The 13,327-nt window shown below is 59.8% G+C and carries 11 protein-coding genes and 1 pseudogene; 2 read left to right on the top strand and 10 right to left on the bottom strand.

The features are described 5' to 3' along the window. Nucleotides 1-4: 4 nt before the first annotated feature. From ACZ1JM_RS15760 to ACZ1JM_RS15715, 10 genes are all read right to left on the bottom strand, one after another. Nucleotides 5-1,303 (bottom strand): spinster family MFS transporter, encoded by a 1,299-nt coding sequence (locus ACZ1JM_RS15760; RefSeq protein ID WP_465133303.1) that lies wholly within the window; start codon nt 1,301-1,303, stop codon nt 5-7. Nucleotides 1,304-1,615: 312 nt separating this feature from the next. Beyond that, nucleotides 1,616-2,377, bottom strand: coding sequence for an SDR family NAD(P)-dependent oxidoreductase (locus ACZ1JM_RS15755; protein WP_465133302.1), 762 nt, complete (start codon nt 2,375-2,377; stop codon nt 1,616-1,618). 96 nt (nt 2,378-2,473) lie between these two features. Then, nucleotides 2,474-3,574: a CaiB/BaiF CoA transferase family protein gene (locus ACZ1JM_RS15750; protein ID WP_465133301.1), complete on the bottom strand. Its 1,101-nt coding sequence runs from the start codon at nt 3,572-3,574 to the stop codon at nt 2,474-2,476. Then, on the bottom strand, nt 3,571-4,641 hold the full coding sequence (locus ACZ1JM_RS15745; protein WP_465133300.1) for a serine hydrolase domain-containing protein: 1,071 nt from the start codon (nt 4,639-4,641) through the stop codon (nt 3,571-3,573). The genes ACZ1JM_RS15750 and ACZ1JM_RS15745 overlap by 4 nt, the downstream gene beginning before the upstream one ends. Before the next feature lie 21 nt (nt 4,642-4,662). After that, the gene (locus ACZ1JM_RS15740; RefSeq protein ID WP_465133299.1) at nt 4,663-6,198 is read right to left on the bottom strand and encodes an AMP-binding protein; all 1,536 of its coding nucleotides are present in this window, start codon (nt 6,196-6,198) and stop codon (nt 4,663-4,665) included. 87 nt (nt 6,199-6,285) lie between these two features. Further along, nucleotides 6,286-7,440: a thiolase family protein gene (locus tag ACZ1JM_RS15735; protein WP_465133298.1), complete on the bottom strand. Its 1,155-nt coding sequence runs from the start codon at nt 7,438-7,440 to the stop codon at nt 6,286-6,288. Continuing rightward, on the bottom strand, nt 7,437-7,868 hold the full coding sequence (locus tag ACZ1JM_RS15730; protein ID WP_465133297.1) for a Zn-ribbon domain-containing OB-fold protein: 432 nt from the start codon (nt 7,866-7,868) through the stop codon (nt 7,437-7,439). The genes ACZ1JM_RS15735 and ACZ1JM_RS15730 overlap by 4 nt, the downstream gene beginning before the upstream one ends. Before the next feature lie 102 nt (nt 7,869-7,970). Beyond that, complete coding sequence (locus ACZ1JM_RS15725) at nt 7,971-9,056, bottom strand: DUF2817 domain-containing protein (RefSeq protein WP_465133296.1); 1,086 nt, start codon at nt 9,054-9,056, stop codon at nt 7,971-7,973. A gap of 69 nt (nt 9,057-9,125) precedes the next feature. Continuing rightward, the gene (locus tag ACZ1JM_RS15720) at nt 9,126-10,211 is read right to left on the bottom strand and encodes a DUF2817 domain-containing protein (RefSeq protein ID WP_465133295.1); all 1,086 of its coding nucleotides are present in this window, start codon (nt 10,209-10,211) and stop codon (nt 9,126-9,128) included. A gap of 41 nt (nt 10,212-10,252) precedes the next feature. After that, on the bottom strand, nt 10,253-11,482 hold the full coding sequence (locus tag ACZ1JM_RS15715; RefSeq protein WP_465133294.1) for an acetyl-CoA C-acetyltransferase: 1,230 nt from the start codon (nt 11,480-11,482) through the stop codon (nt 10,253-10,255). Between the two features lie 875 nt (nt 11,483-12,357). Between ACZ1JM_RS15715 and glyA the strand changes: the two are divergent. Next, a pseudogene (gene glyA, locus ACZ1JM_RS15710) lies at nt 12,358-12,724 on the top strand (serine hydroxymethyltransferase); the annotation flags it as partial. After that, the gene (locus ACZ1JM_RS15705; protein WP_465135098.1) at nt 12,701-13,138 is read left to right on the top strand and encodes an FAD-dependent oxidoreductase; all 438 of its coding nucleotides are present in this window, start codon (nt 12,701-12,703) and stop codon (nt 13,136-13,138) included. The pseudogene glyA and the gene ACZ1JM_RS15705, both read left to right, overlap by 24 nt. Nucleotides 13,139-13,327 lie beyond the last annotated feature (189 nt).

Genomic DNA, 13,327 nt, shown 5'->3' with positions numbered 1-13,327 from the left:
ATGGTCAGACGCCGCCGTTCTGTGCCCGTTGGATATAACGAGATGCACGAAGCATGCAGATGCCACCGAGGATCATCACCACGAACAGGATCATGATGGACGAGCGTAGCGCTTCGGCTGGCCCATACGACGGTGTCAGGGTGTCACTGATCAAACCTGCGAGAAACGGCCCAAGCCCCAGGCCGATTAAGTTGGCAAAGAGCAGCGCTATGGCCAAGGCCGTAGCGCTCCGTTCGCGCTCACAGACGAGATACAGCGAGGAAAACATCGGCGCGGACATCACGTTCTGTAGCGTGATACCCAGCACAAGGGGGACATACATGTCCTGCATTGTGGATCGGGACAGCGCGAATTCGAAGACAGGGACACACGCGATCATCGCCCAGCCAGCCATTTTGGGAACGTTCGTAAGGCTCTTTCGGGCGAGGCGGTTGGCCATGAAGCCGCCCAGCAAGTTGCCGATGATCGTGCCGATGACAGAGATGATGCCGAAGGTTGCTCCGGCACTTTGCACGTCGAGGCCATAAAGACGTGTGAAAAGCGAGACGATGAAGACGAGTGCGCCATATCCCATGAAAAAGTGAATGACGATCGAATACAAGATGTTGCGATACGCCGCCGACGCGAAAAGGGCCTTAGCCGCTTCGAAGAATGGCTCCTGAACGACTGGTTGCGAGCGCATGCTGCGGGGCTCCTTCAGCGTCAGCAGACATACCGGCCCGATCAGGATGCTGAATACGCCGACACAGATGAACGCGCTGCGCCATCCGTAGTGCTGGGCGATATAGCCTCCCAGAATGAGGCCGCCGGCAAACCCAAAGGCCGCGGACATGACGAACACGCTCATGGCCCCTGACCGCTTTTCAGGCGGGAAATAGTCCGCGATCAGGCTCTGCGCCGTGGGTAAGGCACCGGCTTCGCCCACGCCAACACCGATCCTCGCCAGGACAAGTTGCCAGAACGACGTCGCGAACCCGCACAGGATCGTCATGCCGCTCCAGACCGTCAAGGAGAGCGCCAAAATGCGAGGCCGGTGCCCGCGATCTGCCCATCTAGCCAGTGGCAGTCCTAGGGTAGCATAGAAAAGCGCGAACACTATCCCGCTGAGCAGCCCCAACTGCGTGTCGCTTAAATCAAACTCGAGCTTTATCTGCGGTAGCAGCACACCGAGGATATTGCGGTCCATGTTGTTGGATGCGCCGACCAACAGCAACGTACCAAGAAACACGATACGCTGCTTATTGGAGTATTGTAGCCAAGGCGATGGAGACACCGTCACACCATCTGTTGTGATTGCAGGCATGGGGACGGGCGGCCTGACCTCAGATATCTGCACGCTTCCAATTGAGACCATGAGCGCTCGCTCTTTTCATTTGCTAAGCCCGAAAGGATGCGTCGGTGCTTAATGGGAAATCCAGAGACCAGAACATTTCTCCGCGACGCGCTTACTTTGATCGCTTCATCAAGCTGGCGCCTACCTATGACGTAGGACATCTGGCGAAGGTCTTACTGCCAGGTTAGGGCCAGCCTTTAGGCTTTGTTCAACGCCTCGTCGCGCATTCGATACCACGCCCGTGAGCCGATGGGCGTACGCACCGTGAGAGCATAATGCCCCTCAGCGCGGTGCCATTCGAATGGCGCCGTCAAGGCGTATGACTTCGCCGTTCAACATCGGATTGCGTACGATGCTCTCAACCAGCATGGCATATTCAACAGGACGCCCCAGACGAGAAGGATGCGGTACCTGAGAGCCAAGCGAATCCTGCACGTTCTGCGGAAGGCCTTCCATCATGGGGGTCAGAAAGATCCCCGGAGCAATCGTCATCACCCGGATCTTGAGCGCCGCCAGGTCACGCGCAATCGGCAGCGTCATGCCAGCTATAGCGGCCTTCGATGCGGAATACGCCACTTGCCCCATCTGGCCATCGAAAGCCGCGACCGATGCAGTATTGATCATGATGGCGCGCTCTCCGTCGATCTCATCCAGAACTGCGGCTCGAGCAGCGAATTTGGCGATGGTATTGAAGGTGCCGCACAAGTTGACATCGATGACCTTGCGAAAGGCCTCCAGCGACAAAGGCACGTTGTCTCTGCCGACTGTCTTTCCCGGAGGCGCGATCCCCGCGCAGTTGACCAGGATGCGCGCAGGGCCGTGTATGCCGTGCGCTTTCTCGAACGCGTCGCTCACGCTGGCCTCGTCGGCCACGTTCACACGAAGGAAATGGCCGCCGATCGTTTTGGCGATCGCGGCCCCGGCGTTCTCGTCGAGGTCGAAAATGGTAACCTTGGCGCCCTGTTCAGACAGCAGCTTGGCAGTTGCGAAGCCGAGACCAGAGGCCCCGCCGGTTACTATGGCAGGCAAGCCATCAATGTTCATGCAACGTCTCCATCGAATAAGGTTATGCTATATGCCCACAGGCAAACCAGGCCAGGCTGATCGGAGATACCGACGCTCGTAGTGATGAGGCTATCGTCATCGCGCCGCCGCGGCATCCAGCCGCCAGTTCTCGAGCAACTCTTCGGCGGTCCGGCCGTCCTGGATCGCACCGGGAGTGCGGGAAAACCGTGGCACGGGGGCGCACTGCGTATGGCCATCCTTGGTCACATACGCCGAACGCGCCTTCATGTGCGGATGCTCGGGCACTTCGCTCAACCTCAAGACGGGCGAAAAGCAAGCGTCGCTGCCTTCGAACAGGCCCGCCCAGTGAGACAAATCCCGCTGAAGGAAAATCGCCTCCAGGCACTTCGCCTGCTGCGGCCAGGCTGCTTGATCGTGCTGCGCCACCAGCAGATCGTCTGGCGCCCCGATCGCCTCTAGCAGCATCTGATAGAACCTTGGCTCCAGTGGCCCTACAGCCACCTCCCGGCCGTCCTTGCAAAGGTACGTGCGATAGAACGGGGCCGATCCCCCCAAGACATTTTCATGTCGATCCAGGGAGATTTGCCCCGACTGCTGCAGTCCGTCGAAGAACGACATCATGGAGGTGACCCCGTCGACGATAGCAGCATCCACGACCTGCCCTGCGCCGGAGCGTTCACGCTCCACCAGAGCAGCGAGGATGCCGAAAGCGAGCAGCATCGAACCGCCGCCAAAGTCACCCACCAGGTTGAGGGGCGGGATTGCCCTGCCGCCGGGCAGGCCGATTGCGTCGAGTGCGCCGGTCAAGGCTATGAAATTGATGTCGTGCCCGGCCGTCGTGGCCAGCGGCCCGTCCTGCCCCCAGCCCGTCATGCGACCGTAGACAAGCCGCCCGTTCCGCGCGAGCATGGTCTCGGGCCCCAGTCCCAACCGCTCCATCACGCCGGGGCGGAAGCCTTCGATGACAATGTCGGCGCGTTCACATACATCGAGACAGAACGCCTTGCCGGCCTCGGTGCGAATGTCGATCGTAGCGGTCGATCGCCCACGATCGGCGATGGGATTCGGCCAGCCGTTTCCGCCCCCTTTCTCGATCCGCAAGACCTCGGCGCCCAGATCGCTGAGCAACATCGCGCAATGCGGGCCAGGACCGATGCTGGCGAACTCGACGACACGCAGGCCTGCCAGCGGCCCACTACCATGCTGACGCGTCACAAGCCGAAGTACCCGGCGATATCGTCGACAAACGCAAGGTCGATCTCGTCGGCCGTGACCGGAGCGAGATGCTCTGGAAATGCTCCCAGCAGATTGGTCAGCAGGACGATGGTCAAGCCATTGGGGTAGAAAACGACTTGCGCCTTGGCACCGCCGGCAGGCGCCGAAATGCGGCCAACCTTGCTGCGACCGACGAGCCAGCCAATCCCCCAGATGCCGGGCTTGCCGTCATGCATCGGGCAAGCTGTCCGCATTGTCTCGACGTTGGCAGGATCTTTCAGCAGAACACCTTGCTCCAGAGCGATCGCCCACTTTGCAAGGTCTTGCGCGGTGCTGTGCATTCCTGCGGCCGTTTGCAACACGAGTGGCCAATTCAGCGTGCTGTTGAAGATCTTTCCGACCGGCTCGCCGTCGGCGTTTATGTTCATGTAGCTGTTAGCACGGTTTGCAACTATGTCCTGGTCGGTGCCGTGATGCGTGTGCATCATACCGGCAGGAGCGAATTGCTGTTCGGCGATGAAGGACGTGAAATGCTGTCCGCTGGCTCGTTCGATGATTTTGCCGAGCAGTGCGTAATTGGTCTGAGTGTAGCGATAACCCTGACCTGTAGGATATTCCATCGGCGCAGCATACGCCTCAGCCCAGGCCGCTTCATCGGAGCCATCGCCATTAAGCGTGACGTTGAAATCCGGCGTGTAGTGCATCATTTCCGGTACGCCAGACACGAGCGTCGCAAGCTGGCGGACAGTAATGGGGTTCCACGCATCCGGGATATCTTCGAGGTAGGTCGAGATGGGAGCCGCCAAGTCGAGCTTTCCCGCCTCTACGAGTTGCATGACCGCAACGCCGGTAAAGGCTTTCGCCATTGAATTGATCGAGAACACTGACGCGTCGGTGACAGGTACCTGATGCTCGACGTTGGCCAGTCCAAGGGCATCCAGAGCTTCGATACGTCCATCGCGAACCACAGCCAATTGCAGTCCGGGCGCACCGCGATCATTCATCAGCTGGTGCAGATGATGACGCAGTTCAGGCGAAGCCCTATCGTAATCCGTCGTGGCGTTCATGATACGTGTCCTCGCAACCGATCAATTACAATTCGCGGACTTGGCTGCCTGCTCATCGGAGAGAATGGCAGAATACATCTTCCGTAGCGCTTTCTTGTCGGGCTTACCGACGGCGGTCAGGGGAATGTTTTGCACGACCTCGATTCTCTTGGGCGTCTGAACCGAGCCCTTGCGCGCTTTGACGAAAGCCGAGATATCAGCAGCACTCACGTCCGGATCGCGCAGTACCACGACGGCCACCACGATCTCTCCCCAATGGTCATCGGGAAGTCCGAAGACGCAAGCGCTGGCGACGCCTGGATACGCTTCGAGTACATCTTCGACCGCTCGCGGATAGACGTTGAAGCCCCCGGTTATTACCATGTCCTTGGCTCGATCGACGAGGCGGAGGAAGCCATCCGGGCCTCGTACAGCGACATCGCCGGTATGTAGCCAGCCACCCCGCAGCGCCTCGGCGGTCTCGTCGGGCTTATTGAAATAGCCGCTCATCAGCAGTGGCCCGCGCACACACAGTTCGCCGGGTTCGCCATCGGGAACCTCGACGCCTTCGGAGTCCAACAAGCGGACTTCGGCGTCAACCACGGGGCGGCCGCAGGAGGCGAGCCTTTCGTCGGAAGAGACGTCGTGCTCCTCGCGGCGCATCACGGTCACCGTCGTGATCGCCTCGGCCTGTCCGTAGAACTGGAACAGGATTGGCCCAAAATGCGCGATCGCCGCCCGCAGTCGCGATGGCGTGATCGGCGAGGCGCCGTAGAAGATCGTCTCCAGGCTCGACACGTCGGTACGCGAAAGATCGGGATGATCGAGTACGGCGTTGATCATTGTCGGCACCATCAAGATACAGGTGATGGCATGCCGCTCAATTGCCGCGAGAACCGACGCCGGCTCGAAGCCCTTTTCGATATAGAGCGCACCGCCCTGCGCGATCGTAGGCGTGAAGCACGTCGCGCCGACGTGGCTGAGAGGCGCAACCAGCAGGTGGCGGATCTCAGCCGGCCATTGCCAGTCCTCGATCTGGATCCCGCACATTGTCGACATCGCGCGATAACTCGCCTGCGTCGCCTTGGGAACGCCGGTCGTGCCGCCGGTGTAAATGATCCGGCAGATCGCCTCGGGATCGATCGGACGCAGATCTATCCGCGTTGCATCCTCCTGAGCGGCAAGAGAAACCAGGTCGTGGTCACCGCCACCCCCACCGCTAAGCGTCAACAGCTTCGAGTTGCAGTCTGCGAGCTGCATCGCCGCGCGCATGTCTTCAAGCCGCGCTTCCGCGACGATGACGATCTCGATGTCCGCGTCGTTAAGCATATAGGCGAAGTCGGCCGGGCCACCCATCGGATGGAACGGTGTGAAGACGCCGCCAACCAGACCGATCGCCTGTTGCGCGAATAATACCTCGACGCTGTTGCCGGACAGCAGCCCGACCTTCATTCCGAGCTTTACCCCCTGCCGCTCCAAGGCAGCGACGTAGCGCGCGATCTCGGCTTCGATCTGCTCGCCTGTAAAATGCCGATCGTCCCAGGTGTGCAGGAGGATCTTGTCTTTGTGCGCACGCAAGGATGAGACCAGCACCTCATTCAAATGAGGAAAAGACCTTCCAGACGAATGGGCCTGTGCGACTTCCAGAGCGAGAGCGGACATAGCTCAAGGACGCTCCAGGATGTGCACCGCGCAGGCCGAGCCGAAGTCGATGATGCCACCAACGATATGCGCCAGACCGAGGCGCGCACCTTCCACTTGCCGGACACCGGCTTCGCCACGCAAATGCAGGCAGATCTCGTAGAGGTTGGCGATACCGGTCGCGCCAAGGGGATGGCCCTTGGACAAAAGCCCGCCCGACACGTTGACAGGTATCCTGCCACCCAGCGCGGTCTCGCCGCTGTCTATCAGCGCGCCGCCCTCACCCCGGCCGCAAAGTCCCAGGTTCTCGTAGTGCAGGATCTCGGCGGTAGCGAAGCAGTCGTGCAGTTCCACCAGGTCGAGATCGGCGATATCGACGCCAGACTGCTCGTAGGCAAGCTGCGCGGTAGCACGTGTGACTTCGCTGAAGTCGGTCAAGCCGTCTTCCATGTCCGTATAGACGCTGCTGAGTGACTGCGCGGTGCGAACCCGGACAGCCCGGCCCATCAGGCCATGCTTGCGCGCATAGGCCTCGCTCGTTACCACCGCCGCCGCCGCACCGTCGATGTTGATAGAGCACATCAGCTTGGTGTTAGGATATGCGATCATCTCCGACGCCATCACCTCCTCGATGGGCGTTTCGCGGCGGACGTAGGCCTTCTCGTTCATCGTCGCATGATGGTGGTTCTTCACGGACACCTTGGCATACTGTTCGAATGTCGTTCCATAATTCGCCGTGTGAACCACACCGGCTTGCGAGAACATTGACGGCGTGGTGATCGTACCGATGGCTCCTTCCTCGCGAAAATCAGCAGGACGGCCGGGCATCGGGATCAACCCACGCTCCATCTTCTCAACACCGACGGCGAGCGCGATGTCGTGGCGGCCGCTCTCGACGGCCAAGACGGCTTCGCGAAAGGCCGAAGCTCCGGTTGCACATCCATTTGCGACATTGAGGACGGGAATCGCGACCTCACCGATCTGGCGGAGGATGCGCTGACCCGGAACCGCCGTTGCCTGCAGCGCGCTGCCGCAATAAAGAGCCTGCACATCCTTGATCGTCACGCCGGCGTCGGCGAGAGCCAGCATCGCGGCCTCTCCGCCCAGCTGCTCCAACGTGCGATCGGGGTAACGACCAAACCGGATCATATCGATTCCGGCGATAACAGCCTTGCTCATGCAGAAATCTCCGCCGGATGAAAGTTATGGGAAAAGAACGCGCGGCCGGACACGTCACGCTGGCCAGTGTCCTCGATGCGGATGTGCACAGGCTGGCCAACCAACTCGACCGGATCGGCTGGAATTGGCCCCTGCAACGTACCACGCACCACGCCACCACCGTCGATGTCGATCACGGCGGCGATGAACGGAACGGGTACTCCCGGATAGCTGCGGGTGATTACGGTGCAGGTACGCACGCGACCAGTATCGGCCAGTCGAACCCGCGTGATACTATCGCTGGCACCACACTTGGCACACCCGATACGCTCACCGAGCAGCGTGGTTCCGCAGTGTCCGCACCGGCTTCCCGAAAGGTGGTGGTCGCCGTCTGGACCGAGGACCACGTAGGGCACGGCGGCAACAAAATCTTCGAGCACGTCGCTCATTTTTCTCTCCGCTAATCTAAAATGCAATTCCGCAAGGTGTCACTGAGATGGCCGAGCCATCCTGTTGTGCCGTGCAGGTTCGATCTTTCGTCCGACTTTGATCTACCAGGCTTGCAGTCCGCGCAGCGCGCGCATTTGCGCGTCGAGACCATTGGCAAGAGCCTTGCCCTGCCATTCGCTGCTGGCAGGGTTCAACCTTTCCATCATGGTGCGGCGCATTTCTTCGCGGGGTGTGGATGATCGGCCTCGCCCGAACCGTAGCCATCGATCGATGCGCACCGCCTCACCAACGGCCATGTTGTCATAGGTGCCGACCTCGATGAGCACGCCGGCCCATTCGGCTTGGGGTGCCGTCGTCGGCAACCAAGTCGAGAACAATCCCTGATAGGAGGGGACTTCACCGTTTGTAATCTCGAAGCTGGCCGCAAAGGATGCCTTGGCTTCCTCCCCCATCCAATCGAACACGCGCTCGTAGGCAGGTGAGCCTGGAAGATCGGAACAAAGATGGCTCAGGTCTCCGAAGCCGCCAAGGCCTGTATGCCACTCGATAAAGGCGATCTTTCGCGCTTTGGCGAAGATCGGTGGCAAAAGCTCCGACACCGTTCTGCGCGTCCAGGAAGGTCCCGTTCCGACATAATTAAGCCCGGTAGGCTCGACTGTCTGGCCGCCGGCAAGCACCGTGATCATCTGCTTCATGCCATGAACACGGACTACTTCGTCTCGAACATCGGTCCAGTCGATAGTCTGTTCGTTCCAGTCGTCGGGGCACAGCGCGTCAAACAGGCTTTTGTAGAGTTCCTTGGGAGGAGCAGGTGGGTTGAAATCGGCAAAATTGCGGTTGAGGTCGATGTTCGCTTCATCGGTGCGTGACAGGTGAGAGAAGCCCCAGGGATTGAGCGCATGCAACGCCACGACGTTCAGCCCTTCCGGGATGACCAAATCGCGAAGGAACGCGATCTGCAGCGCTGAACCCAGAAATGCCTCTTGCCCATGCGTGCCGGAAACGAGGAACAGCGTTTTTTCGGCATCGGGATCGCCGAAGATCGCGATGTCCATCGCCAGTTCCTCACCCTCTGCGCCGCGCTCAGTGGGATGTATGGCTGACACAACTCGTGCATTGCGGTCAGATGCCAAGGCAAGGAACGTCTGGCGCGCCTGCTGATATGTTTCGCTGAATGGTGTCATCATTCGGTTGTCTTTCGATCCTGTAGTCGCGCCCTGGGGGTTAAGGGCGGACGGCCCGACGTATTCTTGCCCTCACCATTGCTTCAGGCCTTCCAGCATTCGGTGCTGTGCATCGAGGCCATTCTTCATGGCTGCCGCACGCCAATCTGGCGCTTCCGGGAACAGCTTGTCCATCATCGAACGTCGCATGTCCTCCCGCGACATATAGCTGCGACCTTTGCCAAACTTCATCCAACGATCCATGCGGATGCCGTCCATCACTTCGATTACACCGTACGTTCCCGCCTCGATGACCATCCCCGTCCACTCGGCGTGTGGAGCGGTGCTTGGCAGCCAGGCTGAGAACCAGCCGCGGTAATCGGGTGTCACCCCATCGGTGAAGTCCATGCCTTTGGACCACGTCTCACGCGCCTCATCGCCCAACCAGTTGAACATCCGCTCGTAGCCGTCCGAACCAGGCTCCATCATGGGGATGTGGCTGAGTTCACCATAACCGCCAAGGCCGGTATGCCATTCGATGAAGGCGATCTTGCGAGAGCGGGCGAAGATGCGCGGCAGGACGTCTTCCACGACCGTGCGCGACCAGGATGGACCGCTGCCGACGTAGTTCATCCCGGTCGGCTCGACGATCTGCCCGCCGCCCGCGGCCGTCACCATGCGCTTCATGCCGTACTTGCGGGTGACCTTGTCGCGCGCCTCACTCCAGTCGATAGTTTCTTGGGTCCAATCGTCGGGGCAAAGAGCACGGAACAAGATGGGATAGACCTCGTCCTGCGACGAGGGGACGCCGTAATCGGTGAAGTTGCGATTGACGTCGATGTTCTGGTCGTCCGTCCGCGACAGATGCGAGAAGCCCCAGGGGTTCAGGCCATGCAGGGCGACGACGTTCACCCCCTCGGGGATTTCGAGGTCGCGCAGGAACTCGATCTGCAGGGCGGAACCATAGAAACCTTCCTGGCCGTGGGTGCCCGAGACGAGGAAGAGCGTCTTTTCCGCATCCGGCGACCCGAACGTGGCGAAGTCTATGGCAAGTTCCTCACCCTGCGCGCCCACCGCGCTTGGATGCACCACCGATATCACCGAGGCGCTACGCTCAGCGGCGAGCGCCAGGAATTTTTCGCGGGCTTCGGCATACGTGCCACTGATCGACTCTGTCATCGCGACGTCTCCACTTGACTGCGTATTGCGTAGATTACGACTTACATTCTCTCGATGATGGCAGCGGGAGCCATGCCACCGCCAGTACACAAGGTGACAAGCCCTGTTGCCTGATCGCGCCGTTCAAGCTCATCGAGGACAGTCCCCACCAACATCGCGCCGGTGGCGCCGATCGGATGACCGAGCGCGATGGAACCGCCGTTCACGTTCACCTTGGCGGGATCGACGTCCATCTCACGCATGAAGGTAATCGGGACGATCGCAAAAGCCTCGTTGATCTCGAACAAGTCGATGTCACCGGCGGTCATGCCAGCTATCGCCAACGCCTTGCGGGCTGCGGGTGCCGGCGCCGTGAGCATCAATTCGGGCGATGCACCCGCCGTCGCGATCGCCTTGATACGCGCCCGTGGCTTGAGCCCATGAGCCTTGGCGTACTCGGGCGAGGCCAGTACGATAGCGCCGGCGCCATCGACGATACCCGACGAGTTCCCGCCGTGATGCACATGCACGATATCGATATCGCGATAGTCCCGCTCGACAAGTTGCCGGTACGTCAGCCCCTCTGCATTCCATTGATAGTCCATCATTCCTTCGAATGCCGGCTTCAATTCGGAAAGGCGATCGATCGTTGTCGAGGGACGAGGGTACTGCTCGACATCCAACGCGAGAGTTCCGTCATCGTGGTAGACGGAAACAAGGCTCCGACTAAAAGCACCTTCGGCTATTGCGCGGGCAGCTTTCTGTTGGCTCTGGAGAGCAAATGCGTCCAATTCCTCACGCGATACGCCTTCGAGGGCAGCGAGAAGGTCCGCGCTGATCCCTTGATGGGTCTGCGCGTGGATGGAACGCAGATGCTCATTCCCGCAGTCGAACAATGTCGGGTCGGATACCGAAGGCACGCTGGACATCTGCTCCACGCCGCCCGCCACGACAAGCTCTTGAGCGCCGGACCAGATGCCCATGGTGGCTTGGTTGACGGCGGTCAGACCTGATCCGCAATACCGGTTCACCGTGAAGCCTGGAACCGCCATTCCCCAACCGGCGTCGAGCACTGCCTGGCGCGCGATACAGCCGCCCTGGCGATCGGTCTGAGAGAAGCACCCCACGATCACGTCATCGATGTCATCGGTGGTCAAACCGTTGCGCTCAGCGAGGGCCTTGAGCACCGTGGACAGGATGCGCTGGGGATGAACGTCCGCAAGTGCGCCCTTACCCGCTCGGCCGATGCCCCGCGGCGTGCGGGCGGTATCGATAATCCATGCTTCACGCATGATGCTCTCCCAAAAATTTTTCAGCGTGCCGTCACGTGCATCCGTTGGCGCGTCACTTGGCGACCAAGATGTCTGTCGTAACCAATCTGTTTCAGTCGCCTGCTTGCCGATAGAATTAATGCGACATTCAATTGCATGTTGCTGTCAATACGGCGTGGTATCGAGTTGTCTCACTCGGCCTTCACAGGCTCTCGACGGCGATTCTGGACTGGCGGCAATAGCAACGATTTTGAAGGGGCCGGACGCGCGCATCAGGCGGTATCAAGCGATACGGCGAATTGAATAATTGCGACATTCGTCATGATGTCGCAACATTCAGCAGTCTTACGTGGGAGAGTTGCATGCTCTCACTCTCTGATGCGCCAGCCGGCGGTTCAAGGCTGAAAATCGGATTCGTCCTCGCGCCACGTTTTACCTCGGCCGCCTTCGCGAATTTCATAGACGCTATCCGGCTGGCTGCCGATACGCGCGGAACAGATCGAGTCGAGTTGCGGCGTTCGCGTGCAGTCTTGGGATCGCATGGAAAGCCCAAGCAGATACGATCATATCGTCGTGGTCGCAGGACTGCTCTACAACAAACGAAATCGCGCGTCCTCGGACATGAACATCTTCCTCAAGACGGCGGCAGGCGCACAAGTACCGCTATCGGGCTTTGAGGCGATAAACCTTTTCAGGCCGCGCCTTGTATGGGGCACCGGACGGCAGAAAAGTCGGCGTGGGATGCGATCTCAACAAATTCTTTGATCGCAAATCTTTCAGCAGCAACGTTCTTCGGTGGCCAGCTTTCGGAAACCGATGCCATCGTGCATGCCGCCATCCGGTCAGAACTACATCGCTAGCGCAACTAGTTGGAGCTTATCGCTTCCGAAAACATCATGTCGACAGCGGAGCTCCAGGCGCAGGGGTCTGTCCTCACCAATGAATACGCGGAGGGATATCGCGGCAAGCGCTACTATGGTCGTTGCGAACACGTAGACGTGACCGAGCAGAACGCGATCGATCGGTCTTGCCAACTGTTCAATGCACAGTTCGCGAACGTTCAGCCGCACTCGGTCGCACAAGCCAACACGGCTGTCGCGTTTGCGCTGCTGCAGCCTGGCGATACTCTGATGGGCATGAGCCTGGCACACGGCGGCAACCTCACCCACGGCGGCTCCGACGTTCTCGGACAAGTGGCTTCGGCCAGTACAATACGGCGTGCGCGAAGACGACCAGCGCATCGATTACAACGCGGTCGCCGAGCTTGCGCAAGAATACCATCCCAAGCTGATTATCGCCGGTGGTTCGGCGTACCCTCGCCAGCGGCGTGGTAGTACCGCCCAGCATGATGCTGTTGCATGGGGCTACTCGCGCGCAGCCGATGACCTAGGTGTGGATATCATCGACAACTGTGAAGTGACAGGTATCCGCCGCGATGCATCCGGAGGGGTTACAGGGGTGGAAACGACTCGGGGCTTCACCGGATCGAAGCGGGTTGGTGTCTCTGCCGCCGGTCATACTTCCGTCGTGCTTGACATGGCCGGTGTGCGATTACCGCTGGAAAGCTACCCGCTACAGGCCCTCGTATCCAAACCGGTCAAGCCGATCTTCCCGTGCGTGGTGATGTCGAACACCATCCATGCCTACATGAGCCGGTCCAAAAAGGGTGAACTCTAATCGGAGCAGGCACCGACGTTTACACGAGCTACAACCAGCGCGGCGGCCTTCACATCGCGACTCACACGCTTGAGGCTATCTGCGAGCTGTTTCCACAATTTAGCCACATGCGGATGCTGCGCAATTGGGGCGGCATCGTGGACGTGACTCCGGACCGCTCGCCGATCATCTTCTGCTTCTCACGATTGC

This window comes from Novosphingobium sp. BL-S-24, from assembly GCF_055521575.1.
The sequence above is the reverse complement of the archived record's forward strand: the minus strand, read 5'-3'. Positions and strand labels throughout refer to the sequence as shown.

What these genes read in the sequence shown, in the direction of transcription:
- ACZ1JM_RS15730 (WP_465133297.1), bottom strand. Translation starts at nt 7,868, where the DNA reads ATGAGCGACGTGCTCGAAGATTTTGTTGCCGCCGTGCCCTACGTGGTC.
- ACZ1JM_RS15755 (WP_465133302.1), bottom strand. Translation starts at nt 2,377, where the DNA reads ATGAACATTGATGGCTTGCCTGCCATAGTAACCGGCGGGGCCTCTGGT.
- ACZ1JM_RS15745 (WP_465133300.1), bottom strand. Translation starts at nt 4,641, where the DNA reads ATGAACGCCACGACGGATTACGATAGGGCTTCGCCTGAACTGCGTCAT.
- ACZ1JM_RS15725 (WP_465133296.1), bottom strand. Translation starts at nt 9,056, where the DNA reads ATGATGACACCATTCAGCGAAACATATCAGCAGGCGCGCCAGACGTTC.
- ACZ1JM_RS15735 (WP_465133298.1), bottom strand. Translation starts at nt 7,440, where the DNA reads ATGAGCAAGGCTGTTATCGCCGGAATCGATATGATCCGGTTTGGTCGT.
- ACZ1JM_RS15760 (WP_465133303.1), bottom strand. Translation starts at nt 1,303, where the DNA reads ATGCCTGCAATCACAACAGATGGTGTGACGGTGTCTCCATCGCCTTGG.
- ACZ1JM_RS15720 (WP_465133295.1), bottom strand. Translation starts at nt 10,211, where the DNA reads ATGACAGAGTCGATCAGTGGCACGTATGCCGAAGCCCGCGAAAAATTC.
- ACZ1JM_RS15715 (WP_465133294.1), bottom strand. Translation starts at nt 11,482, where the DNA reads ATGCGTGAAGCATGGATTATCGATACCGCCCGCACGCCGCGGGGCATC.